The sequence below is a fragment of the Pedobacter sp. PLR genome (assembly GCF_026239675.1).
In the GTDB taxonomy this organism is placed as follows: domain Bacteria; phylum Bacteroidota; class Bacteroidia; order Sphingobacteriales; family Sphingobacteriaceae; genus Pedobacter.
Genome location: NZ_JAPIVQ010000007.1, coordinates 261,362 through 286,900, shown reverse-complemented (window position 1 = coordinate 286,900; position 25,539 = coordinate 261,362). Strand labels below are relative to the sequence as shown.

26 protein-coding genes are annotated in these 25,539 nt (G+C 42.3%); 9 read left to right on the top strand and 17 right to left on the bottom strand.

Annotated features, from left to right (window positions below):
- Positions 1 to 15 precede the first annotated feature (15 nt).
- Positions 16 to 630 carry a sprT domain-containing protein gene (locus OQX61_RS18655; RefSeq protein WP_265843311.1) on the top strand — a complete coding sequence of 205 codons (615 nt, stop codon included), beginning with the start codon at positions 16 to 18 and terminating at the stop codon, positions 628 to 630.
- On the opposite strand, the gene OQX61_RS18650 is transcribed toward OQX61_RS18655, so the two are convergent.
- The 3 genes from OQX61_RS18650 to OQX61_RS18640 all read right to left on the bottom strand — a co-directional run bounded on the left by OQX61_RS18650 (position 579) and on the right by OQX61_RS18640 (position 4,836).
- Entirely contained in the window at positions 579 to 1,388 is an 810-nt protein-coding gene (locus tag OQX61_RS18650; RefSeq protein WP_265843310.1) for a hypothetical protein, read from the bottom strand. The genes OQX61_RS18655 and OQX61_RS18650 overlap by 52 nt on opposite strands.
- A 68-nt stretch (positions 1,389 to 1,456) precedes the next feature.
- On the bottom strand, positions 1,457 to 3,439 hold the full coding sequence (locus OQX61_RS18645; RefSeq protein ID WP_265843309.1) for an alpha-ketoacid dehydrogenase subunit alpha/beta: 1,983 nt from the start codon (positions 3,437 to 3,439) through the stop codon (positions 1,457 to 1,459).
- A 2-nt stretch (positions 3,440 to 3,441) separates the two neighbouring features.
- Positions 3,442 to 4,836: a LutB/LldF family L-lactate oxidation iron-sulfur protein gene (locus tag OQX61_RS18640; protein ID WP_265843308.1), complete on the bottom strand. Its 1,395-nt coding sequence runs from the start codon at positions 4,834 to 4,836 to the stop codon at positions 3,442 to 3,444.
- 291 nt (positions 4,837 to 5,127) lie between these two features.
- Here OQX61_RS18640 and OQX61_RS18635 point away from each other — a divergent pair, with 291 nt between their 5' ends.
- Positions 5,128 to 5,664, top strand: a complete 537-nt coding sequence (locus OQX61_RS18635) for a DUF2807 domain-containing protein (RefSeq protein ID WP_265843307.1) — start codon at positions 5,128 to 5,130, stop codon at positions 5,662 to 5,664.
- A 162-nt stretch (positions 5,665 to 5,826) separates the two neighbouring features.
- Here the strand turns inward: OQX61_RS18635 and OQX61_RS18630 are convergent, their stop codons facing one another.
- The 10 genes from OQX61_RS18630 to pdxA form a co-directional block, all read right to left on the bottom strand.
- Positions 5,827 to 7,416 (bottom strand): M28 family peptidase, encoded by a 1,590-nt coding sequence (locus tag OQX61_RS18630; RefSeq protein WP_265843306.1) that lies wholly within the window; start codon positions 7,414 to 7,416, stop codon positions 5,827 to 5,829.
- 19 nt (positions 7,417 to 7,435) lie between these two features.
- Positions 7,436 to 7,876, bottom strand: a complete 441-nt coding sequence (gene rpiB / locus OQX61_RS18625; protein WP_265843305.1) for a ribose 5-phosphate isomerase B — start codon at positions 7,874 to 7,876, stop codon at positions 7,436 to 7,438.
- A 16-nt stretch (positions 7,877 to 7,892) separates the two neighbouring features.
- The gene (gene tatC / locus OQX61_RS18620; RefSeq protein WP_265843304.1) at positions 7,893 to 8,783 is read right to left on the bottom strand and encodes a twin-arginine translocase subunit TatC; all 891 of its coding nucleotides are present in this window, start codon (positions 8,781 to 8,783) and stop codon (positions 7,893 to 7,895) included.
- Between the two features lie 137 nt (positions 8,784 to 8,920).
- Entirely contained in the window at positions 8,921 to 10,261 is a 1,341-nt protein-coding gene (accC, locus tag OQX61_RS18615; RefSeq protein WP_265843303.1) for an acetyl-CoA carboxylase biotin carboxylase subunit, read from the bottom strand.
- Between the two features lie 56 nt (positions 10,262 to 10,317).
- The gene (gene accB, locus OQX61_RS18610; RefSeq protein ID WP_265843302.1) at positions 10,318 to 10,794 is read right to left on the bottom strand and encodes an acetyl-CoA carboxylase biotin carboxyl carrier protein; all 477 of its coding nucleotides are present in this window, start codon (positions 10,792 to 10,794) and stop codon (positions 10,318 to 10,320) included.
- Between the two features lie 72 nt (positions 10,795 to 10,866).
- The gene (locus OQX61_RS18605) at positions 10,867 to 11,856 is read right to left on the bottom strand and encodes a beta-ketoacyl-ACP synthase III (protein WP_265843301.1); all 990 of its coding nucleotides are present in this window, start codon (positions 11,854 to 11,856) and stop codon (positions 10,867 to 10,869) included.
- A gap of 11 nt (positions 11,857 to 11,867) precedes the next feature.
- Positions 11,868 to 12,806: a phosphate acyltransferase PlsX gene (gene plsX, locus OQX61_RS18600; protein ID WP_265843300.1), complete on the bottom strand. Its 939-nt coding sequence runs from the start codon at positions 12,804 to 12,806 to the stop codon at positions 11,868 to 11,870.
- A gap of 101 nt (positions 12,807 to 12,907) precedes the next feature.
- Entirely contained in the window at positions 12,908 to 13,099 is a 192-nt protein-coding gene (rpmF, locus tag OQX61_RS18595; protein ID WP_073238280.1) for a 50S ribosomal protein L32, read from the bottom strand.
- A gap of 18 nt (positions 13,100 to 13,117) precedes the next feature.
- Positions 13,118 to 13,657 (bottom strand): DUF177 domain-containing protein, encoded by a 540-nt coding sequence (locus OQX61_RS18590; protein WP_265843299.1) that lies wholly within the window; start codon positions 13,655 to 13,657, stop codon positions 13,118 to 13,120.
- A 64-nt stretch (positions 13,658 to 13,721) separates the two neighbouring features.
- Positions 13,722 to 14,801 (bottom strand): 4-hydroxythreonine-4-phosphate dehydrogenase PdxA, encoded by a 1,080-nt coding sequence (pdxA, locus tag OQX61_RS18585; RefSeq protein ID WP_265843298.1) that lies wholly within the window; start codon positions 14,799 to 14,801, stop codon positions 13,722 to 13,724.
- Between the two features lie 215 nt (positions 14,802 to 15,016).
- Between pdxA and rsmA the strand changes: the two genes are divergently transcribed.
- The 4 genes from rsmA to OQX61_RS18565 all read left to right on the top strand — a co-directional run bounded on the left by rsmA (position 15,017) and on the right by OQX61_RS18565 (position 17,861).
- Positions 15,017 to 15,799: a 16S rRNA (adenine(1518)-N(6)/adenine(1519)-N(6))-dimethyltransferase RsmA gene (gene rsmA, locus OQX61_RS18580; protein ID WP_265843297.1), complete on the top strand. Its 783-nt coding sequence runs from the start codon at positions 15,017 to 15,019 to the stop codon at positions 15,797 to 15,799.
- A 73-nt stretch (positions 15,800 to 15,872) separates the two neighbouring features.
- Complete coding sequence (locus OQX61_RS18575) at positions 15,873 to 16,802, top strand: 2-hydroxyacid dehydrogenase (protein ID WP_265843296.1); 930 nt, start codon at positions 15,873 to 15,875, stop codon at positions 16,800 to 16,802.
- Between the two features lie 157 nt (positions 16,803 to 16,959).
- On the top strand, positions 16,960 to 17,433 hold the full coding sequence (gene greA, locus OQX61_RS18570) for a transcription elongation factor GreA (protein ID WP_265843295.1): 474 nt from the start codon (positions 16,960 to 16,962) through the stop codon (positions 17,431 to 17,433).
- A 20-nt stretch (positions 17,434 to 17,453) separates the two neighbouring features.
- A complete protein-coding gene (locus OQX61_RS18565) occupies positions 17,454 to 17,861 on the top strand; it encodes an HIT family protein (protein ID WP_265843294.1) in 408 nt (135 codons plus the stop codon).
- A gap of 342 nt (positions 17,862 to 18,203) precedes the next feature.
- On the opposite strand, the gene OQX61_RS18560 is transcribed toward OQX61_RS18565, so the two are convergent.
- Complete coding sequence (locus tag OQX61_RS18560; protein WP_265843293.1) at positions 18,204 to 19,379, bottom strand: histidine decarboxylase; 1,176 nt, start codon at positions 19,377 to 19,379, stop codon at positions 18,204 to 18,206.
- Between the two features lie 157 nt (positions 19,380 to 19,536).
- Between OQX61_RS18560 and OQX61_RS18555 the strand changes: the two genes are divergently transcribed.
- Entirely contained in the window at positions 19,537 to 20,004 is a 468-nt protein-coding gene (locus OQX61_RS18555; RefSeq protein WP_265843292.1) for an Lrp/AsnC family transcriptional regulator, read from the top strand.
- Between the two features lie 4 nt (positions 20,005 to 20,008).
- On the opposite strand, the gene OQX61_RS18550 is transcribed toward OQX61_RS18555, so the two are convergent.
- The 3 genes from OQX61_RS18550 to rsgA are packed head-to-tail and all read right to left on the bottom strand — an operon-like array spanning position 20,009 to position 21,728.
- A complete protein-coding gene (locus OQX61_RS18550; protein WP_265843291.1) occupies positions 20,009 to 20,335 on the bottom strand; it encodes a nucleotide pyrophosphohydrolase in 327 nt (108 codons plus the stop codon).
- A 1-nt stretch (position 20,336) separates the two neighbouring features.
- The gene (gene dtd, locus OQX61_RS18545; protein ID WP_265843290.1) at positions 20,337 to 20,789 is read right to left on the bottom strand and encodes a D-aminoacyl-tRNA deacylase; all 453 of its coding nucleotides are present in this window, start codon (positions 20,787 to 20,789) and stop codon (positions 20,337 to 20,339) included.
- 18 nt (positions 20,790 to 20,807) lie between these two features.
- Positions 20,808 to 21,728, bottom strand: a complete 921-nt coding sequence (gene rsgA / locus OQX61_RS18540) for a ribosome small subunit-dependent GTPase A (protein WP_265843289.1) — start codon at positions 21,726 to 21,728, stop codon at positions 20,808 to 20,810.
- Between the two features lie 431 nt (positions 21,729 to 22,159).
- On the opposite strand from rsgA, the gene thrA reads away from it, so the two are divergent.
- Positions 22,160 to 24,607 (top strand): bifunctional aspartate kinase/homoserine dehydrogenase I, encoded by a 2,448-nt coding sequence (gene thrA / locus OQX61_RS18535; protein ID WP_265843288.1) that lies wholly within the window; start codon positions 22,160 to 22,162, stop codon positions 24,605 to 24,607.
- A complete protein-coding gene (locus OQX61_RS18530; RefSeq protein ID WP_265843287.1) occupies positions 24,604 to 25,539 on the top strand; it encodes a homoserine kinase in 936 nt (311 codons plus the stop codon). Before thrA ends, OQX61_RS18530 begins: the two co-directional genes overlap by 4 nt.

Sequence of the window (25,539 nt, the reverse complement as noted above, 5' to 3'; positions counted from 1 at the left end):
ACTTATCTTGGGGAGGTGGAAAAGAAGGATATCTTAGCGCAATACATGCCCCCGGCGGCAGCACCAATCATCGCGAAGTGGATAGATTATTTTCAATGTGAATTTAAAATATCTAAAAACCGGGTGACGAAACTGGGCGATTACCGCCATCCCTATCAAGGGTTGGGGCACAAGATCTCCGTTAACAACGACCTGAATCCTTATGCTTTCCTCGTGACAACGGTGCATGAATTTGCGCATTTGCTAACCTGGAACGACCATAAGAATAAGGTCAAGCCGCATGGCGGAGAATGGAAGCATAATTTTAAGCGCATGATGGCGCCTTTTATTGAGCAAAGTATTTTTCCGCAGGATGTGGAGTTGGCTATTGTCAGTTACCTTGCTAACCCTTCCGCCGCCAGTTGCACCGATTTAAAACTCTCCCGTGCGTTAAAAAAGCACGATGCATTAAAAGACGCTTCCCGTTTGGAAGAACTGCCTTTACACGCCGTGTTTACCATCAAAGACGGTCGCCAGTTTAAGAAAGGGGAGAAGCTCAGAAAAAGATACCGCTGCCTTTGTCTGGACAACGGCAATATCTATTTGTTTAATCCTTTGGCTGAAGTTATACTAGCCGCTACAGGTACATAAACCGCTTCTTTATCGGCAATTTCCCATTTAAAATTTAACTTTTCATTCTTGAATGTTGCAGGGCTTTTCTGTAGACTGTCGATCAGGGCATCCGGGATTCTCACGATAACATTCGCGGTATAGCTGTTTTGTCCGCTGCCTTTAAGCTGTATAATGCTTTCTTCCGGGATGTCTATAAATTGCTCAAAATGCATCGCAAAGAGGCCGTTTTGTGCAATGGCATCTTCCAGTGTTTTCAATTGTTTTTCTTCGTTCTCTGTGGTTTGAGAAGCGGTGGTAGCCGATCTTACGGATAGGTAAGGTTGTTTTTTTAGGGCTGCATCATCGGAGGCCGTACGTTGTTCCTTTTTAAAGGCAATGTTGTTCCTGAAAAAGGTACGTGTTTCCGTTAGCCCGTTATTATTCTTTATCTTTTCCTGTAACAGCACTAAGCTGTCGTTTTTCAGGTAGTATTTTTTGCTTTGATTGCTGATGAGCTTGTTGTCCAGATATTCTTCATATAAGACCGGCTTGCCATTCGTATTGTACTTTTCTACATACATTGATTGCTCGCCCTGTAGGAATATAAGGCTGCTTTGTTTTTCCAGTGCAGGGAGGCTTGCGTTGATAGAGTCTGCATATCTGAGAATCGTGTCATCGGTCATTGCAGTCGCAGAAGACTGGTTGATCAGGTCTGCCTGGGGGTGTTTGGGTTGTTGTGAACAACTAAACAGGGACAATAATAGTGGTATCTGGAATAATAGCTGAGCGTGCTTCATAGGTTAATCTTAAATGTAATTAACCAATAGAACGCGATTATCGTGCCATGCAAAAGAAGCGATACTTCTTAGTAGGCCAGCAATTTATCAATAGTTGCTGCTAACCTGCTTTTCGCAAGAAAATCTTCTTCCAGAATTTTACTCATCGGAATTGCGGTATCAGCACTGGCGCAACGCATCACGGGAGCATCGAGATCGCTAAAGCAATGCTCGCCAATCCATGCTGCCAGTTCTGCCCCGAAGCCATTGCTTAAGGTGTCTTCATGAAGGATCAGAACCCTGCCTGTCTGCTTTACAGCTGCGCTTACTGCGGTTTTATCCCAGGGTTGCAAGCTGCGTAAATCTACCAGGGTGATGCTCAGCTCCGGATGTTCTCCGATATAGGCGAGTGCCCAGTGAACGCCGAGTCCGTAGGTAATGATGCTCAGCTGCGAGCCTTCTTTTAATACGTTGGCTTTGCCGATTTCCAGGTGATATTCTCCTTGTGGAACGAGTCCCGTTAAACTCCTGTACAGGTATTTATGTTCAAAAAACAATACCGGATTAGGGTCGTCGATGGCTGAAAGCAACAGCCCTTTGGCGTCTTCAGGAAATGCCGGATATACGATTTTCAGTCCCGGGGTTTTCGTAAACCAGGCCTCATTGCTTTGAGAATGAAAGGGACCTGCGCCTGTTCCGGCGCCTGTAGGCATCCTGATCACGACATCCGCTTTTTCTCCCCAGCGGTAATGTGTTTTCGCCAGATTGTTTACGATCTGATTGAAGCCGCAAGTCACGAAATCTGCAAACTGCATCTCTACTACTGATTTATAACCGTTAATAGAAAGGCCTAATGCGGCGCCTACAATTGCAGATTCGCAGATGGGGGTGTTTCTAACCCTTGCTTTGCCAAAAAGACTGGTAAAACCTTCAGTAATCTTAAAAGCACCACCATATTCTGCAATATCCTGACCCATTAACACGAGATTATTGTGTTTGTACATGCCGGTTTTCAGGGCATCAGTAATGGCATCCAGATACCGGATTTCAATAGCAGGGGCATCCTTTGGAAGGAGAGCAGGTTCAAAATTAAAAGGCGCATACATATCTTCGAGTTCCGCCAGGGCATTAGCTACCGGCTCTTCTTCCTGAAATGCAGCTTCTATTTCATGCTCGATACCGGCTTTGAAATCGGCTTTAATCTCTGCGATAAGTTCAGTTGTTAAGACGTTTTCCGCCAGCAGGTAGCGTTCAAAGTTCGCTACCGGATCTTTTTCTGCCCAGGCATCCATCAAAACTTGTGGAACGTATTTAGTGCCTGAGGCTTCCTCATGGCCCCTCATTCGGAAAGTTAAGCACTCTACCAATACCGGTTTCGGGTCTTTCCTGATTTGAGCAGCAATTCCGGCTAAAGTATCATAAACTTCCAGGACATTATTCCCGTCAATTTGAATCCCTTCAATGCCATAACCAATTGCCCGGTCTACCAGATCTTTACATTTATATTGTTCACTGGTAGGGGTAGATAGGCCATAACCGTTGTTTTCTATCAGGAAGATCACCGGAAGGTTCCATACGGCGGCCACATTGATGGCCTCATGGAAATCACCTTCACTGGTGGCGCCGTCGCCGGTAAAGACTAAGGTTGCTTTTTCCTGACCGGAGATCAGGTCGGCAAGGGCTATCCCATCGGCAACGGCCATTTGAGGGCCCAGATGGGAAATCATGCCAATGATTTTATAATCCTGAGTACCGAAATGGAAGGAGCGGTCGCGGCCTTTGGTAAAGCCGTTCAGTTTCCCCTGCCATTGTGCCATCAGTCTTTTTAAAGGGATGTTACGCGCGGTAAACACCCCCAGATTTCTGTGCATAGGGAGGATATACTCGGATTCCTCCATCGCCAGCGTACTTCCAATGGCAATGGCCTCCTGACCGATGCCGGAAAACCATTTGCCAATTCTGCCTTGACGTAATAGGATAAGCATTTTTTCCTCTACCATTCTGGGGTAAAGCAATTGCGTATATAGATTTAGTAATACCGCATCGTTCTTATCTTTTCTGTCAAACTGCATATTTAAGGGTTTTTGTTTGCTTTCTTTTTCTCTTCGTAAAGCTTCGCAAAGGACTTAGGTGCAACCTCCGGCATATTCCGGTATTTGCCCCAGGTCTTCTTGAAGAAGAATTTGAGAAAGAAGTTTTTCATCTTTCCACCGATCATATCCATCCTCGATCTTTTCTGCATCCCTGTTGTGAAGGCATTCCAACCGATTTCTTCCACTTTCGTGTTCAGATTGTCAGCCACAGCGTCTCTTCTGTTCAGTAATAACATCTTATGTACGTCGATCTTCACCGGACACACTTCGGTACACTTACCGCATAGACTGGAAGCATTACTGAGGTGTTTAAAATCCTTCATGCCCTGTAAATGTGGGGTGATGATGGAACCAATGGGACCGCTATAAGTGGTGTTATAGGTATGCCCGCCGATATTTTTATACACCGGACAAGCGTTTAAACAAGCCCCGCAACGGATACAATATAAGGCCTGACGTTGTTCTTTTTGTGCCAGCAGATTGGTACGGCCATTGTCCAGCAGTACCACATACATTTCTTCCGGGCCATCTGTTTCTCCTGCTTGTCTCGGACCGCTCAATATCGTATTGTAAACGGTCAGATTTTGTCCGGTTCCGTGACTCGAAAGTAAGGGCCAGAACAAGTCCAGATCAGCCATAGAAGGAATCACCTTTTCAATACCGACAATCGCAATATGGATTTTAGGAAAAGTGGTACATAACCTCGCATTTCCCTCATTTTCCGTTAAGGCAACACTACCGGTATCGGCAATTAAGAAGTTCCCTCCGGAGATGCCGATGTCTGCTCTGAGGTATTTTTCCCTTAGCAATTCTCTGGCCTTTTGAGTCAGTTGTTGTGGGGTTGCATCTATTGGTGTTCCAAATTTATCATGGAACAGCCTGGCAATTTCCTCCTTGCTGAGGTGCATTGCAGGAGTAACAATATGGTATGGAGCCTGGCCCAGTAGCTGAACAATATATTCGCCAAGGTCACTCTCTAAGGATTCAATGTTATTTTTCTCCAGGAAATCATTGAGGTGGATTTCTTCTGTGGTCATCGATTTAGACTTGATTACCGTCTTTCCGCCACTTTTCTGGATGATGTTTAATATCTCTCTCTGTGCCTCTTCTATATCATTTGCCCAGATTACTTTCCCCCCTCTACGTTGAAAGTTGGATTCAAATTCAGGAAGAAACTTATCAAGGTTCTCCATCACCCTCCATTTAATCACATGCGCTTTCTTCTTCGAGTTTTCTAAATTCTCAAACCTCGATACACCCCGCTCTACCGCAACATTATACTTGCCAATATTATGATTAATTGTCTTGCGATGCCCTAAATCAAAGGCTTTTTCATCGGCCTTAACCAAAAATTCATCAGATATCTTCATCGTCATCAAATATAAAAATAATTAAGCTTCGGGTGAGACCTGCATCACATATTTAAGGATCAAAAGCTTTAAAGCAAAGTCCAAAAGCTATTTGAAAGGAATTCCTAAGCATAAATCACAATATAAGGAAAGGAAGGTGAGTATCGACGAAAATATTTTCGTCGATTGGTCGAGAAGTTCCGGCATTTCGTCGAGAGGTACACTGTCATGGTCTAAAGCGGCAAAAACCGCTGAAACGTTTCTCCTTTGAGCACGTCTTAACTACAAAACAACCTTAAAAACTTAAAAATTAAAGATATGAAAACTGCAATCAAAACTCTAATCGCTTCAACATTAACAGCTATCGTTTTAACTTCTTCAGCGTTTACAACCATCGCCAAAGAGAAATCACCAGCCAACACTGCGCCGGTAAAATTCAATAAAGTGGTAGTCACCGGAAATGCGAAGGTAGTACTGGTACAAGGAAACAGAGAAACCATCAATAGCTACGATGCGCTGAATGAAAGCAACACCAGTGTGAAACAAAAAGGATATACTTTGTACATCAATTCCAGTGATCAAAGCACGATCTACATCCAGGTAAAAGACCTGCAAAGAATTGATGTGGCCAATACTGCAACCGTTAAAACACGTGGTAACTTTGACCTTGCAGTACTTCAGGTCTTCTTAAAAGACGAGGCTAAGGCAAATGTGAACGCGACAGTAGGAAGTCTTTACACCAATCTAAGCGGTCAGTCTGATTTGAAATTAAGCGGATCATCAGCAGAACACCAATTGGTTAACAATGGCGTTTCTAAATTGAACCTGAATGATTTTGTGATCGCAAAATTGTAGTCATAGCTTAGACACGGTCCCTACCATACCCAAAAGAGCCGATACACCTAACGGAACCTGTTTTACGAAGAACCACTCTACATCGGGGTGGTTTTTTTTGCTATAAAAAAAACCTGCACCAGGCAGGTTTTTAATATTTTAAGGACGATAACTATTCCCTTTTTAGTTCTTTTTGCTACCGTCTTCGTTCTTGTCTACTTTAGGACGAGTGGCACGATTTGCCAGTTCCCATGCTGTAAAGTAAACCAGTTTCGCTCTTTTAGCCAACATAGGGAAATCGATTTTGCTGATTTCATCTCCCGGCTGATGGTAATCCTCATGAACACCATTGAAATAGAAAATCACCGGAATACCGTGTTTCGCAAAGTTATAATGATCTGAGCGGTAATAGTAACGATTCGGGTCGGTTCTATTGTTGTAAGTCTCATCAAGATGAACGTTCACATAATCTTTATTTGCTTTTTTACCGATCTGATCTAACTCAGAGCTCAACATATCTGAACCAATGATGTACACAAAATTATTGTCAGGATGTTCTTTATCACCACGACCAATCATATCGATATTCAGGTTGGTAATTGTGTTTTCCAAAGGAAATACCGGATGTTCAGAATACCATTCAGAACCTAAAAGCCCTTTTTCTTCACCGGTAACGGTCATGAACAAGATACTTCTTTTAGGGCCTTTACCAGCTTTCTTCGCTTTGGAGAAGGCTTCTGCCAGCATCAATACACCGGTTGTACCAGAGCCATCATCATCTGCGCCATTGTTGATTTTATCATCGCCTTTAGCATCCGGTGTGATACCGATGTGGTCATAATGCGCGGTAATCACCAGTACTTCTTTCTTAAGCTTAGGATCAGAACCTTCCAGGAAGCCCAATACGTTTTCTGCTCTCACTTTCGCTTCTACCCGCTTCGCAGAGGCTGAAACTGAAACATTGATTTCCTGAGTTGCAGGCTTACCGCTTTCAGCGATTTTCTTTTTAACGTCAGTTACGCTGGTTTTTGCTGCAGCAAAGATCTGATTGGCCAGTACTGTTCCGATAGTGATCACCGGAGTTTCCTGCGGACCATCCATTTTCTCCAGCTCTTCCTTCGTTTTCATCACCAATGCCGGTGAGCTCAGGTAAGCTTTAAGGTTTTCAGGCATAGCATCTACCGTAGGGTCGATGATCAATACTGCTGCCGCTTTTTGTGAGGTTAAGTATTTTATTTTTGCAGCAGCCACAGACCTGCTGTTCGTAGAACCGGCAGTACCATTAGGTTCACCTGTTTTGAAGATCATCACCACTTTTCCGGCAACATCTACACCTTCAAAATCATTGTAAGCTTCCTTTTTCAAACCGTAACCGGCGAATAAAACACTGCTGGTATTAAAGCCGAAACCCGCACCTGAAACGGTTTGTGGAACAACATAGAAATCTTTTAACGCTTCCGCAGGCTGTCCGTTGATCGTTAAGACCTGCGACAGAGAAATGGTAACCATATCAATCGGCTGAAAGTAATCGCCGTTTACCGGACCTTTTAAACCCAGTTTCTGAAAGAAAGTCCTGATATAATCAGCCGTCATCCAGCCTCCTTTTTTACCTGTTTCTCTACCTTCATAGGCATCTGAAGCAAGTACGGAAAGGTGCTTATAAGCGTTGTCTTTGGTGATGGTTTTACTGAACTTCACTGCATCTTTATTTTGGGCAGTAGCAGAACAAGCCATCGTCAGTACGAGACTGGCGTACAATAAATGTTTTTTCATCTGTTAATTTTAGTTTTGATTAGCAAGACATTTTGTTGACCCTAAGCTCATGTCTTCCACCTTCAAATTCAGTATTTAAAAAGGTGCTGGTCATTTCTTTTGCCAGTTCTTCTGAAACAAATCTAGCCGGGATACATAGAACATTGGCATTGTTGTGCACTCTTGCTAAAGCTGCAATCTCGTTCAACCAGCAAATGGCTGCGCGGATATGCTGGTGCTTATTGGCGGTAATGGCCACGCCATTTGCGCTGCCACAAACCAGAATACCAAAGGTATATTCCTGGCTTTCTACTGCCAATGCCACAGGGTGAGCAAAATCCGGGTAGTCAACAGACTGTGTAGAATGGGTCCCGAAATCTTTCACCTCGTAGTCGGCAAGAAAAGACTTTAATAATTCTTTGTATTCAAAACCGGCATGGTCGGCGCCGATTGCAATTTTCATTTTTGGGGCTGTTGACATCTTCGAAAATATTGGGTTAGTTTTTTCTAATTCTGGCTACACCATAAAGTTCTTTGTTTTTCTTACGCTCAATACTTGCTGAAATATAGATACTCAATTCATAAAGCAAGAATAGTGGCGCAGCTACGATTAACATGGTATATGGATCTGCAGTAGGCGTAACGATTGCTGCAACGATCAGGATCAATATCGTAGAATATCGTCTGCTGGCACGCATAAATGCTGGTGTCATGACGCCTAGTTTCGATAAGATATAAATGATCACCGGCAACTGGAAGATTACACCCGAACCAATGGTTAAGGTCATCACAGATGACAGGTAAGAATCGATGGTAAATGTATTTTCAATATCCGGACTCACGGTGAAATTGGTCAGGAAGTTGATAGATAAAGGGCAGATCAGGAAGTAACCGAACATAATCCCCAGGAAGAAAAGGAAAGAGGCAAATGCGACAAAACCACTTGCTGACTTTCTTTCATTTTCATGAAGGGCAGGTTTCACAAACAACCAAAGTTCGAATAACAGGTAGGGGATACCCAGGATAATTCCCACCATCACACAGGAATTTAGTTGCAGGGTAAACTGACCTGCCATTTCTGTATTGATAATCTTCGCATCGATCTTCGTAATACAAAGGTCGGAGCCCAGAGAAGGAAATTTCTCTACCAGTTTACACATCATTCTGTAAGTCCAGAAATTAGGGTTTTTAGGCCCCATAATGATGGTATTAAAAATGAAATCAGTAAAATAAAAAGCTCCGGCTGTTAATAATAAAACTACTGCTAATGCGCGCAACAGATGCTTGCGGAGGATATCGATATGATCAAAGAAGGACATTTCTGCCTCTAAACTTTTTCCTTTTTCTTTTATAGCACCAATAAGGTCCCTTTTCTTAGTATCACTCATGTACGTTATTTGTAAAACAAAAATACCATTCTATTTTGTTTAGAATGGTATTTACGTTTTAAATCTACTAAATAGTTTTTATTAGCGGGAATTTGCTTTGTAACAAGTATAAATCCCGCTTATGCTATGACTAATTGTTATTCCGAAAACTCGAAAGTCTCCATGAATTTAGTGGTAAAATTACCAGCTCTAAAGTTCGGATCTTTCATTAGTTTCAAGTGGAATGGAATCGTCGTTTTAATACCTTCAATTACAAATTCACTTAAAGCACGCTCCATGGTACTAATAGCTTCTTCGCGGGTTTGAGCCACACAAATTAGTTTAGCAATCATTGAATCGTAGTTTGAAGGAATCTGGTAACCAGCATATACGTGCGTATCTACCCTTACCCCATGACCACCCGGAGAGTGGAAATTGGTAATTCTTCCAGGACAAGGTCTGAAGTTGTTAAACGGATCTTCAGCATTGATCCTGCACTCGATAGCGTGCATATTTGGTAAATAGTTTTTTCCTGAGATTGGAACGCCGGAAGCTACTTTGATCTGTTCTTTGATCAGGTCATAGTTGATTACTTCTTCGGTTACCGGGTGTTCTACCTGGATACGGGTATTCATCTCCATGAAGTAGAAGTTACGGTGTTTATCTACCAGGAACTCAATTGTTCCGGCACCTTCATATTGTACCGCAATGGCACCTTTGATGGCTGCTTCACCCATTTTCTCCCGAAGTTCAGGTGTCATGAATGGAGATGGAGCTTCTTCAACCAGCTTTTGATGGCGACGTTGAATAGAACAATCACGTTCTGACAAGTGACAAGCCTTACCATATTGATCTCCGATAATCTGGATTTCAATGTGACGGGGATCTTCGATATATTTCTCTAAATAAAGACCATCATTTCCAAAGGCTGCACCAGACTCTTGTCTTGCGCTATCCCATGCATTTTCAAAATCTTCATCTTTCCAGACTACACGCATTCCACGGCCACCACCACCGGCAGTAGCTTTAAGGATGACAGGGTAGCCCATTTCATTGGCTATCTTAATACCTTCTTTGAAATTGTCAAGCAAACCTTCCGAACCTGGAATGGTTGGAACACCTGCTTTTTTCATCGTTTCTTTTGCGGAAGCTTTATCACCCATTGAGTTGATTTGCTCCGGTGTAGCACCGATAAATTTAATTCCATAATCACGGCAAACTGAAGAAAACTTAGCGTTCTCAGAAAGGAAACCGTAACCCGGGTGAATGGCATCTGCATTAGTTAATTCAGCAGCTGAAATAATATTGGGAATGCTCAGGTAAGAATCCTTACTTGGCGGTGGCCCAATACAAACGGCTTCATCAGCAAAACGTACATGTAAACTCTCTCTGTCTGCAGTAGAGTAAACAGCTACGGTTTTGATGCCCATTTCTTTACAGGTACGGATGATACGCAAAGCGATCTCGCCCCTGTTGGCAATTAGTATCTTTTTAAACATATATTTTTTCTTTTCCCCCCCGAATTTTGCCGGGGTATATTAAGCAACAAAACGAATTACATCGGTTCAACTAAAAATAACGGTTGGTCATATTCTACCGGAGAAGCATTTTCAACTAAAACCTTAACGATTCTACCGGAAACTTCACTTTCGATTTCATTGAACAATTTCATCGCTTCGATAATACAGATCACTTTACCTACCTGGAACTCATCACCTACATTTACAAAAGAAGGTTTATCCGGACTAGATGAACGGTAGAAAGTTCCGATCATTGGTGATTTTATGGTGATGTATTTAGAATCATCTTCCACAGCAACAGGTGCTTTTGTTTCTGTTGGGGTAGTTGGTTGCGGAGCTGCCGCTGCCGGAGCTACTGCTGGAGCAATCTGTGCTGGTACCGTTGCCTGAACGTAGGTAGGAGCCTGATTGGTTTTAATCGTTATTTTGAAATCTTCCTGCTCAATAGCGACTTCATTTACGCCCGAACGAGAAACAAATTTAATAAGTTCCTGAATTTGTTTGATATCCATTTTTTGGTGTTTTTTAGAGAAAACAGTATGTCTTAACAATTATCTAAGTTAAGATTAATTATTTTATAAAATTTAATAAGCCCATTTTAAGTACACAGAACCCCAGGTGAAACCACCTCCAAATGCCGCAAGGATGATGTTATCGCCTTTTTTAAGTTGGCTTTCCCATTCCCATAAACATAGTGGAATCGTTCCATTAGTGGTATTTCCGTAACGTTGAATGTTGATCATTACCTTTTCTGTACCAAGGCCCATTCTTGATGCCGTAGCATCGATGATCCTTTTATTGGCCTGATGTGGAACCAACCAGGTTACATCATCAGAAGTAAGGCTATTGCGTTCCATGATTTCGGCCGCAACATCTGCCATATTAGTAACCGCAAATTTGAATACTGCCTGACCTTCCTGATGCACAACGTGCTCATTATTGTCCACAGTCTCATGGCTTGCCGGTCTGGCAGAACCGCCAGCTTTTTGGTGTAGGAATTGACGGCCCGCACCATCACTTTTCAGGATGGAGTCCTGGATGCCCATTCCTTCCTCATTTGGCTCTAAAAGAACAGCACCGCAACCATCACCAAAAATGATGCAGGTAGTACGGTCCTGATAGTTGATGATAGACGACATTTTATCGCCACCAACAACCAATACTTTTTTATGTTTACCGGATTCGATGAACTGTGCTCCTGTAGATAATCCGAAGATGAATCCTGAACAGGCAGCCTGTAAATCATAACCCCAGGCATTCTTAGCGCCGATTTTGTCGGCAAGAATGTTTGCTGAAGCAGGGAAAGGCATGTCCGGAGTCGTGGTACAAAAGATAATCAGCTCGATCTCTTCTGCAGTAATTCCACGTTTTTTAAGTAAGCCATTCACGGCATGAACTGCCATGTCTGAAGTACCCAATCCTTCACCTTTCAATATTCTCCGCTCCTTGATCCCGGTTCTGGATAAAATCCATTCGTCCGTAGTTTCTACAATGGATTCTAGCTCTTTATTAGTTAGTACGTAATCTGGTACGTAACCATTAACAGCCGTAATCGCAGCGTGAATTTTATTCATTTTCAATGTTCTTATTTAAATGCAGCTTGAATTTTACCTACCAAGCCAGTAGTAATCATGTCTCTTGACTGAAGAATCATGTTTTTGACTGCTGTCGGACTTGAAATGCCATGACCTATGACCACAGGGGCATTGACACCTAGAACCGGGCTTCCGCCATAGTTTTCGTAGTTAAAGCGGTCAAAGAAATCATCCTTTAATCCTCTTTTTAGTGTCAATACATAAAATGACTCTGCCAGTTTCAGCATCACATTTCCTGTAAATCCATCGCATACAATCACGTCAGCTTTATCGTTGAATAAGTCCCTTCCTTCTACATTACCCACAAAGTTGAATAGTTCGGTTTCTTTCATTAAAGGGAAAGTTGCCAAGCTAAGCATATTGCCTTTTTCATCTTCTTCGCCAATGTTTAATAAGGCTACTTTAGGTTTTTCTATACCAAACATACATTCAGCATACAAACTACCTACAGCACCAAATTGAAGCAAAGTATCAGGCTTGCAATCGGCATTTGCGCCAACATCAAGCATTAAACCTAAGCCTCCACTGAGTTTTGGAAGAATTGTAATGATACATGGCCTGATGATTCCCGGAATAGTTTTAACACTAAACACGGCGCCAACAAGCATTGCACCAGAATTACCGGCGCTCGCAAAAGCATCGATTTTACCTTCTTTAAGTAAGGAAAAGCCGACAGCAATGCTGGAATTAGGCTTTTGAACAATAGCCTTAGTGGGATGTTCGCCCATACCAATCACTTCTTCGGTATGAACATATTCAAAGTGATCCGGATTGAATCCGTTTTCAGTGAGAAGGGGCTTAATCTGCTGCGTATCTCCGATCAACACTATGTGCTCCCCGGGAGATAACAATTGATGGGCAGCTATTGCTCCTAAAACGTTAGCTTTAGGAGCATAGTCTCCGCCCATTATATCGAGACCTATTTTCATAGTAAAAAATCAGTTTGTGTTAGAAGGCAAAATTGCCTTTGTTTCCAGTCGCTAAAGGTAAACTTTCAGAGACTTAAAACACAAACTATTTTTCAAGAAAATTAACCTATTGAAGTGTTTTCAATAACCAATTTACCGTTGTAGTATAGGTTACCATCAACGTTGTATGCATGGTGAGGTACGTGAATTGCACCAGTGGTTTGACAAGTAGCCAAAGAAGGAGCTACTGCTTTATAGTGAGTTCTTCTTTTATCTCTTCTACTCTTAGAAATCTTGCGTTTTGGATGTGCCATTGCTGATTTGTTTAATTATTATTTTAATTTTTTTAATGCTGCCCAACGCGGGTCATTATCGTTATTTTCTTCTTGTTGTTCTTGTTGTGTGTTGATTGAAAAACTTTCCAGTCTTGCAATCATCTCCTCGTCGCATTTCTGGCCACTGCCATCCTGCACACAGGCTTTAATATAAGGTACCGATACGTTGATAAGCTCATAAATCGGAAGTGAAACATCAAGCTCACTCTCTTTTCTGTTCAGGACTATGATTTCTAAATCATCACTTTCCAGCTCATCTTCAGCAAACTTTACAATCTGCCTTTCTTTTATTGAAATCGGTGCATTAAACTCCGACAAACACTTGTCACAATCCAATACGATTGTTCCCTGAATATCGAAATACAAAAGTAACATTGTTTCCTGTTTATCCAGTTCAATGCCAACTTTTAAGTTTCCTTTTTTTACTAAAGAGTATTCAAAGGAGTCAAAAAAAGTGTTATCTACCTCAAAATCAAACTGATGCTTGCCAATTTTTAAGCCGGTAAAAGGAATCGTGAATTGTTTTATAGGTTTCAATTGTAACAAAATTTTAGCCCGCAAATGTAGGAATTATTTTATAGAATTAAAATGTTTTTTCATTCTAATTTGCGTCGTCTTTTATATCGGCCGCAGTTTCTATAATTTTTCCTCCGCTTCTCAGTTGGTTTTTCAATAATTCTTCCTGTTCTCTTCGGTTCCGCACGATGTGAGTTGCTGCAAATAAGGCTTCTATAAATGAAGTCGGATCTGCCAGGTTCTTTCCTGCAATGTCGTATCCTGTGCCATGATCCGGTGAGGTACGCACGATTTTAAGGCCCGCAGAATAGTTCACTCCGGTGCCAAAAGCGATGGTTTTAAAGGGGATTAATCCCTGGTCATGATACATCGCCAATACCGCGTCAAATTGCTTGTAACTTCCCTTGCCAAAAAAACCGTCAGCAGGGTATGGACCGAAACAAATGATCCCTTTATCGAAGGCTTGCTGAATCGCCGGCATAATAATATCAGCTTCTTCTGTGCCCAATAATCCGTTATCACCGGCATGTGGATTCAATCCCAATACCGCAATTTTCGGTTTTTCAATCCAGAAATCTTTTTTTAAACTCTCATTCATCAACACCAGTTTCTTCACAATCTTCTCAATTGTAATGTTTTTTGAAACTTCCGTGATCGGAATATGTCCGGTTACTACGCCTACCTTAATGTCTTCACTCACTAAAAGCATCAATACGTCGTTGCTTCCACTGCGTTCCATCAGGTATTCGGTATGGCCCGGGAATTTAAAGGTATCTGATTGTATATTGTGTTTGTTGATCGGGGCAGTTACCAATGCATCAATTTCTCCTTTGATCAGGTCTTCTGTCGCCTTCTCTAAAGAAAGCAAAGCATATTTTCCACCAATTTCATTGGCTACGCCAAGGTCGATTTTCACATCTTCCTCCCAGCAGTTGATCATATTCGCCTTCTTTGGATTGGCCAGTGCAGCCTCTGTAATCACGTTGAAGTTGAAATCGCTCAACCCTAAAGCCTTGCGGTGGTATGAAGCAACCTTGGTATGTCCATAAACGATAGGGGTACAGTAATCGAGGATTTTGCTTTCCGCTAAAGTCTTAAGGATGACCTCTAAACCGATACCGTTCACATCTCCTATACTGATTCCAATTTTAATCTTATTGCTCATACTTCAAAAAAATTTAGCGCAAATTACAGAATTCATTTTAAAATGGTTGGTTTTTCATGCGCTTGTATTTACGGTTTTTTGGAAATCAGGAGGGATCTGGAAAACGATAGAAAAATGATATCCTTATTTTTAAGGCCGTAGAGGCTGTTTTAGCCGATTGTTGGTCTGATACTCGCAAAACTTTGCTTATTTTGCAGCTTTTAGAAGGATAATATATGAGTTTGGTAAGGGCAAAAAAACATTTAGGACAACATTTTTTAACGGATAAAAAGATTGCCGCGAAGATCGTAAACGGTCTGGTACATACCGATCAGTACAAACAGGTACTGGAAGTTGGACCGGGAATGGGGATCCTTTCAGACCTGCTTTTGGAAAGAGAAGATTTAGAAACTTTCATGATCGATATCGATGTGGAGTCTTATCATTTCTTAAAAGAGAAATATCCGCAGCTGGGCGACAGGTTAATCAACGGCGACTTTTTAGCCCTGGACCTTTCGGCGATCTTCAAAGAAAAATATGCCATTATCGGCAATTTCCCATACAATATCTCCTCACAGATTCTTTTCAAAATATTGGAGAACAGAGGTCAGGTGGTAGAGATGGTAGGGATGTTCCAGAAAGAAGTTGCAGAGCGCTGTGCTTCCAAAGAAGGAACTAAAGATTACGGAATTTTAAGCGTCCTGATTCAGGCGTATTACAATATAGAATATCTGTTTACGGTGAAACCGGGTACGTTTAACCCACCGCCAAAAGTAAATTCCGGCGTGATCAGGTTGAGTCGTAATGACGTGGAAACACTTCCTTGTGATGAAAAACTGTTCTGGCGTACGGTGAAAGCTGGTTTCAACCAACGCAGAAAAACGTTAAGAAATGCGCTTTCCGGCGTAGTTCCAAAAGAGAAAATGGACGACCATATTTTCTTCGACAAACGTGCCGAGCAGTTGAGTGTAGCGCAGTTTATTGAGCTGACACAACATTTAGCTCATCTTTCACAATAATTTTCCGGTTGGAAAGCCATCATCCATAGGTGGCAATTCATCAGGTTATAACTAATAATTGATCAGCAATAATATGAGTAAAGGAAGAATTTTAATAGTGGATGAGTTGCATCCTGTGTTTAAGGAACGTGCCATCGCTTTAGGATATGAAGTGGACGATCAGCCATTATATACCCGTGAGCAGACACTGGCAGCGATTTCCGATTATCAGGGGATTGCGGTGAGAACGAAATTCAGAATCGATCAGGAGCTGATGGCCGCTGCACCTTCACTGAAATTTATTGCAAGGGCAGGAGCCGGATTAGACAATATTGATGTGGATTACGCAAAGAGTCGTAACATCGAACTGCTAAATGCGCCGGAAGGTAATATGGATGCCGTAGGAGAGCACGCTACAGGAATGTTGTTGTCATTGATGAACAACTTGCGTAACGCCGATATGGAGGTCCGTAATGGCGCCTGGGACAGGGAAGGCAACCGTGGTTATGAGCTGAAAGGTAAAACCGTTGGGATTGTTGGTTACGGATTTATGGGCAGGAGCTTTGCAAAGAAGCTGGCCGGATTTGAAGTAAACGTGATCGCTTATGATAAGTATAAGACTGGTTTCAGTGATGCTTATGCCAAAGAGGTAAGCATGGAAGAGATCGTGAGACAAAGCGATGTGCTGAGTTTACACATTCCCCTGACCACAGAAACACGCCAGATGGTAGATGAGGAGTATTTCTTCCATTTCCGCAAGCCGATATTCTTTATCAATACTGCCAGAGGTGAAATTGTTAACACTCAAGCCGTGCTACAAGCCATCAGTTCAGGGAAAATCCTGGCCGCTGGTTTAGACGTGCTGGAAGTGGAGAAATTTCCGGCATTACAAAATACGCCCTGGTTTAATGACCTTAAATCGGCCGGGAAAGTCATCCTGAGCCCGCATGTTGGGGGCTGGACCTTTGAATCTTACCGTAAAATATCGGAAGTTTTAGCGGATAAGCTTTCGACTGTCATTTAAACAGACATTTTTGATAAACTGCCCAAAATCAAATTAAATAATTTGTTTTTGTGGTTATACCCCATTATCTTCGTTTTTATTGAAGCAAGACTATGTAGGCATAACAGCCTATATAGTCTTGTTTGTTTTTATAGTACTACATAAAATAAATTGAGCTATGACAGAGGTTACCTATTATACCCAAGATGGTTTAGACAGACTAAAGGCAGAATTACACCATATGAAAACCACCGGAAGACAACAAATCTCTAAGGCAATTGCCGAAGCCAGAGATAAGGGTGATCTTTCCGAGAACGCGGAATATGATGCAGCGAAGGAAGCGCAGGGTTTGCATGAAGCTAAAATAGCGAAATTGTCTACTACACTTTCTACCGCCAGATTAATTGATGAATCGAAGCTGGATACTTCTAAAGTATTGGCATTATCTATAGTTAAGATCAAAAATGTAAAGAATGGTTCCACCATGTCTTACCAGTTGGTAGCAGAAAGTGAAGCTGATCTTAAAACCGGAAAAATCTCCGTTAAATCGCCGATTGCCAAAGGTTTACTTGGTAAATCAGTAGGGGATACCATCGAGATTCAGGTTCCTGCAGGAATGATTGAATTTGAAATATTAGAGATCACCCGATAATCCTTAATCCCCCCAATTCTATGGCAAGTATATTTTCAAAAATAGTAGCTGGTGAAATCCCTGCGCATATCGTAGCGGAAACAGCCGAATTCATGGCGTTCTTAGATGTTAATCCCCTAACCATGGGCCATGTCCTGGTCATTCCTAAAAAGGAAATTGATTACATTTTTGATATGGATGAGGAAAGCTATTTCGGTCTGACCTTATTTGCTAAGATTGTAGCTACGGGGCTAAAGGTCGCGTTCCCTTGCAAAAAAGTAGGCGTAGCCGTTATCGGCCTGGAAGTACCGCATGTACACATACACCTGATCCCTATGAACGCAGTGAACGATATGAACTTTAGTAAGGAAAAATTGAAACCTTCTGAAGAAGAATTGGCGGAAGCAGCATTAAAGATCAAAGCAGCGTTGAATGAAACTACTGCTTAACAGATAAAAGCATTGGGTGTTTACCCGAATTGAAAAGGGCGTCTTAACAGGCGCCCTTTTTTTATGGAATGACTGGCAGATTGCGCTGATTGTGGTCGGGAAGAGCGTTTAGTTGCCGATAGGTTGCTGTAAGGCTCGCTATGGGTTGCGTAACAGTTGCTATAGGTTTTATTACGGCAACCTATACTGAACCTATGCTGTGCCCTTTTACAACATGCCTTTCTTCCCGACTACAACCCAGGCACATCCCGATCTTGTGATTTTATGGAATTCCGGGCTTGATTTCTTTTCTTTTCAGAGGAAATAATGAAAGGCTGCCCGGGAATTCCGGGCAGCCGATTTCTATAGGGGGGTAAATGTAGGGGCAGGTTGTTGTTGTTGGAAGCTGTAATTGATGCCTTCCGGATTAGAAATAAGATCAGCCATCAGTTCATCAATCTGAGCACAATCTACATTGGGCATACAGATGAGGTGTGAAAGACCGTTTTCTGAGGCCAGCTGCCACTTCTGACAGATCCATTTGGATGGGGCAGGGAAAACAACGGTGATGGCATTTGGATTGCTCCAGGCCTCGATTCCGATGCTTTTCAACTGTGCTTCCGCATAGGCAGCAACCCTAAGGCTGTGCAATGCTCTTTCTTTTAGACCTTCTAAGCCTAATTTTTTCAGGGTATACCACAGGAACAATGGCGTATGGCCATTTCTGGAACCTGTAATGGTGGTATCAACGCTTCCGATATAATCAATGGAGCGTGCAATCCTGTCCCGGTTGGTTTTCTTAACAATCACCAGGCCGCATGGCATTGGGGAACCCAGAAATTTATGTCCGCTAATCGCAATACTATCTGCGCCATCGGCAAAGTCGAAAGCCGGTCTTGGCTCAATAAAGGCACTATAACTTCCGGATAAAGCACCGTCAGCATGTATGTAATGGTTTTTTATCGCCAGATTTTTCAGGATGCCCTTGATCTTTCTAACATCATCCTTCGCTTCGGTCATCGTGGTGCCAATGTTGGCAAAAATCACGACCGGAAGGTGTCTGTTCATCAATAAGCTATTGTGCAGGTCTTCATAATCCATTTCGCCGTTTTCCTGCGAACGAATGGCAATATTTGGCATGTTTAGCAATAACAGGTTCTTCTGTACACTGTAATGTGTGGCGTCAGAATAGTAAACCATCGCCTTTGGGTAAAGCTCTCTGGCCAGATACAGGCCGTATAAGTTTCCTTCAGAACCACCATTCGTCACATATCCCCACCAATTGCCGGTAGGAGCACGAAACAGCTGCGCAAAAAACTCAATGACTTCTCTCTCCATTTCTCTCGTATCTACCGCATACGTGGACTCCGTAAATGGATCTCCAAGGTTGTTGATCGGATATTGAAGGAAAGGAAGTAGTTCGGTATAGTCAAAATCTTTAGAAACCGGATAACCCAGAAACAAACGGGTTCTATCCTGTACTTTTTCGTATAGTTCTGATAATCTTTTGTTATCCCCGGATGATAGGTTTGTAGTCATTTTCTGTAGGTGGTTCAGACTGCAAATCTATAATTCTCCATTCAATTGATCTTAGATGTGGTTAATATTAGAAAATAAACACTTAATTTTGGGGTTATACAGGTTAATCTATCTTAATGAGGCCGGATTGCTGTAAAAATCAGAAAAACTAAACTAGATGGAACAGTTCGATAAGATGGATCAGCGCATATTAAATGCGTTACAACACAATGCAAGGCTAAATACGAAGGAGATTGCGCATCAGGTGGGGCTTACCGTAACGCCGACTTATGAGCGTTTGAAAAAGATTGAAAAGACGGGAGTAATCAAAAATTATGTGACACTGCTGGATCGGGAAAAGATTGGAAAAACCCTGGCTGCATTTTGTAATGTGACGCTGCAGGTGCATTCGCTTCCATTATTAAAGAAGTTTGAGGCTGCAATGACTAAGCTGGACGAAGTCATGGAATGTTACCACGTTGCCGGAACCTACGATTACCTGTTGAAAGTAGTGGTGAATGATATGAACAGATACCAGGATTTCTTAACGAATAAGCTGGCGGCAATTGAGAACATTGCCAACGTAAACAGTTTGTTTGTGATGACAGAAATCAAGCACAATACGGCCTATACCATTGATAAATAAAAGACTATTTCAGCTTTTCGTTATTTCTATGACGGTCGGTATCTCTGATGGTCTTTTTAACAAGATTTTTTTCTAAAGCGCTGGTCAGGTCAATTCCGGTCTGATTGGCAAGGCAGATCAGCACGAATAACACATCGGCCATTTCATCGGCAAGGTCTACCGCTTCATCGCTTTTCTTGAAGGATTGCTCGCCATATTTTCTGGACATGATTCTGGCCACTTCACCCACTTCTTCCATCAGAATTGCGGTATTGGTGAGCTCATTGAAATAACGGATTCCTGTTTTATTGATCCATTGGTCTACGGTTTCCTGGGCTTCTGCTATAGTCATGTTATTCTTTGTTTTTAGTATCCATCATAATGGTGACAGGTCCATCATTCACTAAACTAATCTTCATATCTGCACCAAATATCCCTGTTTTGATCTCTTTTTGAAGGAGATTTGAGAGTTTGGCAATCATTTCCTCGTATAGCGGAATGGCTTTATCAGGTCTTGCAGCTCTGGTAAAACCAGGTCTGTTGCCTTTTTTTGTTGCCGCAAAGAGGGTAAACTGACTGATCAGGAGAATATTTCCGCCAACATCTGCCAGGGATTTATTCATCAGGTCATTTTCATCGCCAAAAATCCTCATGTTGACGATTTTCTGGCTGAGCCAGTCCAGCTCTTCTGAAGTATCGGTATCTTCAATACCCAATAATACCAGAAAACCAGTGTCGATGCTGCCGGTAGTCTTTCCTTCTACTACACAACTGGCTTCGGTTACTCTTTGTATAATTGCTCTCATAGGGATTAAAAAGCGGGATTAAGCCCGGGTTTCGTTGCCATGGAAAATACTCAGGTAGCTTTCATACCTGCTGATTTCAATTTCTCCATCTTCTACCGCCTTAAGCACGGCACAGCCCGGTTCATTGACGTGTCTGCAGTTATTAAACTTACATTTGTTCATTAAGGCACGCATTTCTACGAAATAATGGCCCAGTTCTTCAGGTCTGATGTCGAAAATACCCAATTCACGGATGCCGGGGGTATCAATCAGATATCCGCCAAAAGGTAAGACATGCATTTCTGCAAAAGTGGTGGTATGTTGCCCTTTGTCACTCGCTTCCGAGATTTCTCCGGTTTTGATGTGTCTATCGGGCAGCAAGGCATTGATCAGACTTGATTTTCCTACGCCGGAGTGTCCGGAAAACAGGGTAGTCTTGTCTTTTAACAGGCTTTCTATTTGTGGGATATTAGTTCCTTCCAAAGCCGATACTGTATAACAAGGATAGCCGATGTTTTCATAGATGTGCTTGTATTCTTCTAAAACCGCCAGTCCGTCTTCATTGAACAAATCCAGTTTATTGAAAATCAATACTGCTGGAATTCGGTAAGCCTCGGCAGTTGCCAGAAAACGATCAATAAAACCTAAAGAGGTTCTTGGCGAAACCAGGGTCACCACCAAAAATGCCTGATCCATGTTGGCGGCAATGATTTGCGCCTGCTTAGACAGGTTGATGGATTTACGGATGATGTAATTGTTCCGCTCATGTAATTTATGAATTACCCCGTTTTCTGAGTTTGGCTCCAGCTCAAAGTCTACCTGATCGCCTACGGCAATAGGGTTGGTGGTTTGAATGCCCTTGATCCGGAACTTACCTTTAATACGGCAGTCGTATCTGTTGCCGTCTTCCGCCTGTACCTGATACCAGCTTCCTGTTGATTTTATGACTAATCCTTGCATATGATGGCGCAAAGGTAAGAAAATGTTTGTCGGGAATCAGGGTTTACAAGCGCTTAGCTGTTGCTTTCCGCAAAACGGGGCTAAATTTGGGCGGCTGTAGCGCTTTCTTGTTTTTTGGTGTTGAAAATGAGTGTATTAACAGTCGATACCCGAAAAACCGATCTCTACCCCCTTTAAGCGCAATTTTTTTAAAAATCGAGCAAATATTTATGTAATCATTTGTTAATTAGAAAAATATAACTTTACTTTACGCCACAGCACACTAAGTGTAAAAAGTACAATGTTTAATAATTCAACCATTATTTCCATTATTATTACCACCGGGATATCTCGGAGGGAGGATAGCTAATGGGTATAAAATACTAAAAATAAAAACCACAAAAAGCGCCTTCCTCTAATCGGGGAAGGCGCTTTTTTTTTAACCTAAAACTATGAATATTTTAAAATTTGGAGGTACATCTGTTGGTTCCCTGGAAAGCATCACTGCTTTGCTGGGTATCTTAAAGGAGCAGCAAGGGGCTGAAAATCCTATCGTCGTCTTATCTGCCATGAGCGGGGTAACGAATGCCCTGGTTGATATGGCAGAAAATGCAGGGAAAGGGAAATCTTACGGCGAGGAACTGAGCGCAATTGAAAAGAAACATTTTGAGGTGATCCGTGCGTTATTGCCGGCAAGTGCTCAGAACCCGGTACTCACCAGGCTTAAAATTTACTTTAATGAACTGGAAGATATTTTGCAGTCGGTCTACAACCTGAAAGAACTGAGCCTGCAAACCAAAGACCTGATTTTAAGTTATGGAGAGCGTTGCTCGGCAGTAATGGTGAGCCATATCGCAAAGCAAACCTTTCCGGAAGCCTTATATGTAGATGGATCGGAACTGATCAAAACTGACCATAACTTCGGACAGGCGAAAGTAAGTAGCTACCTCACAGAAACTTTAATCAAGGATTTTTATGAGACGAATGCTGATAAACTATTGTTCGTAACCGGTTTTATTGCGAGTAATGAAGAAGGTAGAATTACCACTTTAGGAAGGGGAGGAAGTGATTATACTGCTGCAATCTGGGGTTCTGCCCTGAATGCACAGGAAATTCAGATCTGGACAGATGTAGACGGGATGCTGACTGCCGATCCCAGGATGGTGAAAAAAGCATTTTCTCTTGCCGAGTTGAGCTATACCGAAGCGATGGAGCTTTCTTATTTTGGCGCCAAGGTAATTTATCCGCCAACCATGATCCCTGCTTTTCTAAAGCGGATTCCTATTGTCATCAAAAACACGTTCAATGTTGATTTCCCGGGTACCTATATCAAGCATGGCGCAGGAAGTTCAAAATTACCAATCAAAGGGATTTCTTCTATTGATGAAATCAGTGTGCTGAACCTTTCCGGTAGCGGAATGGTTGGGAAAGCCGGTTTTAGCGGTCGTTTGTTCTCCATGCTTTCCCGTGAACAGATCAATGTGATCCTGATTACACAGTCTTCTTCTGAGCATAGCATCACTTTCGCCGTGAAACCAGGCGATGCCTTAAAAGCATTGGCATTGATTAATAAAGAGTTTGAATTGGAATTACAGGCACGTAAACTGGAATATCCGGAAGTAGAAAACGGGCTTGCCGCATTGGCCATTGTCGGCGAAAACATGAGACGCACTCCAGGTATGTCAGGAAAGTTGTTCCATGCTTTAGGAAGAAACGGGGTCAATGTAAGGGCAATCGCTCAGGGTTCTTCGGAATATAATATCTCGGTAATCATCTCTAAACCAGATTTGTCGAAAGCTGTAAATGCAGTGCATGATGCTTTTTATGCGAATCTGAAAAGAACACTCCATGTTTTTTGTCTGGGAACAGGTAACATCGGGAAAACCTTATTTGCACAACTGGAAGCGCAAACCACTTTCCTTGCCACCAATAACGACCTTCAGGTAAAGGTGATGGGCGTTTGTAATACCCGTAAAATGCACCTGAATGTGGATGGTATCGCCTTGAGCAATTGGGAAGAGAACATGGAAAGCAATGGTGAACCAGCAGATTTGCCGCTGTTCATCAAAAAGATGAAAGCGATGAACTTACCAAATTGTGTGTTTGTTGACAATACTGCAAGTCACAATCCGATTCAGTTTTATCAGGATGTGTTACAATCGAGTATTTCTGTGGTGACTTGCAACAAGATCGGTAATTCTGCCGATTACGAGCAATATGTGGCTTTTAAACAGGCAGCAAGAACTTATGGTGTAGATTTTCATTATGAAACCAATGTAGGTGCAGGCCTGCCGATCATCCGGACTTTAAAGGATCTGATGATGAGCGGAGACCGGATTCACCGCATTGAAGCCATTTTATCGGGTACCATCTCTTATATTTTCAACAATTATAAAGGCGATAAATTGTTCCATGAAGTGGTTAAGGAAGCCCAGGATAAAGGTTATACTGAACCGGATCCGAGAGACGACCTTAACGGGAAAGACTTTATGCGTAAAATGTTAATTCTGGCGCGTGATGCAGGTTATCCATTGGAAGAAGCTGACATTGAGATCGAAAGTATGCTTCCTCCGGCTTGTCTGGCAGCAGCTACTGTAGCCGACTTCTACCAGGAACTGGAGAACAATACTGAGTATTTTGAAAAGTTAAAGAAACAGGCCGCTGATGGCAATAAAGTGTTGCGCTATATCGGGAAACTGGAAGCAGGGAAGGTGGAAATTACCCTGCAAATGGTAGATGATAACCATCCTTTTTACATGCTTTCCGGAAGTGACAATATTATTTCATTTACCACGGACCGTTACAAAGACCGTCCATTGGTAGTTAAAGGCCCTGGTGCAGGTGCAGAAGTGACTGCCGCAGGTGTTTTCGCTGATATTATAAACGTTGGTAAACGATGAGAGAATCTATAAAAGTTTTTGCCCCGGCTACTGTAGCCAATGTGGTGTGTGGATATGATGTTTTGGGCTTCGCGGTGAATGAACCGGGTGATGAAGTGATCATGAAATTAACTGGTGGTTCCGGAATCACCATTACAAAAATTACCGGTGATGAGGGGCGTTTACCCCTTGATCCGAAGAAAAATACCGTGAGTGCCAGTGTGCAACATTATTTAAACCACATCGGGAAACCGGATACGGGGATAGAAATTGAGCTCCATAAGAAAATGCCAATTGGCAGCGGATTAGGTTCCAGCTCTGCCAGCACAGTAGCGGGATTGTTCGCGGTGAACAATTTATTTGATAGTTTACTGACCAATAAAGAATTGGTTCCTTTCGCGATGAAAGGGGAGGAACTGGCCTGTGGTTATGGACATGCGGATAATGTGGCTCCGGCTTTGTTAGGCGGTTTTGTACTGATCAGAAGTTATGAGCCTTTAGACATCATCAGTTTGCCACACCCTGAGGATTTATATGCTGCAATCGTTTATCCGGAGGTGGATGTGCCTACGAAAGATGCCAGACAGATGATCCGTTCCAAAGTATTGTTGAAAGATGCGGTTACGCAATGGGGTAATGTGGCAGGTTTAGTGAGTGGTTTGTTTTTAAAAGACCATGACCTGATTGGTAGGAGCATGACGGATATCCTGGTAGAACCTACCCGTTCTATTCTGATTCCTGATTTCTACAAGATGAGGTCCCTGGCGATGAAAACCGGTGCCATTGGATTTGGAATCTCCGGTTCCGGCCCTTCAGTTTTCGCCTTAACAAAAGACGAAGGTACCGCAAGAGCAATCACGCAAAAACTTCAGCAGCATTTAAAAGGAATTGGCATCAACAGCCTTTCTTTTGTGTCATCAGTAAATAAAAAAGGACCTGTTATCTTAGATTAA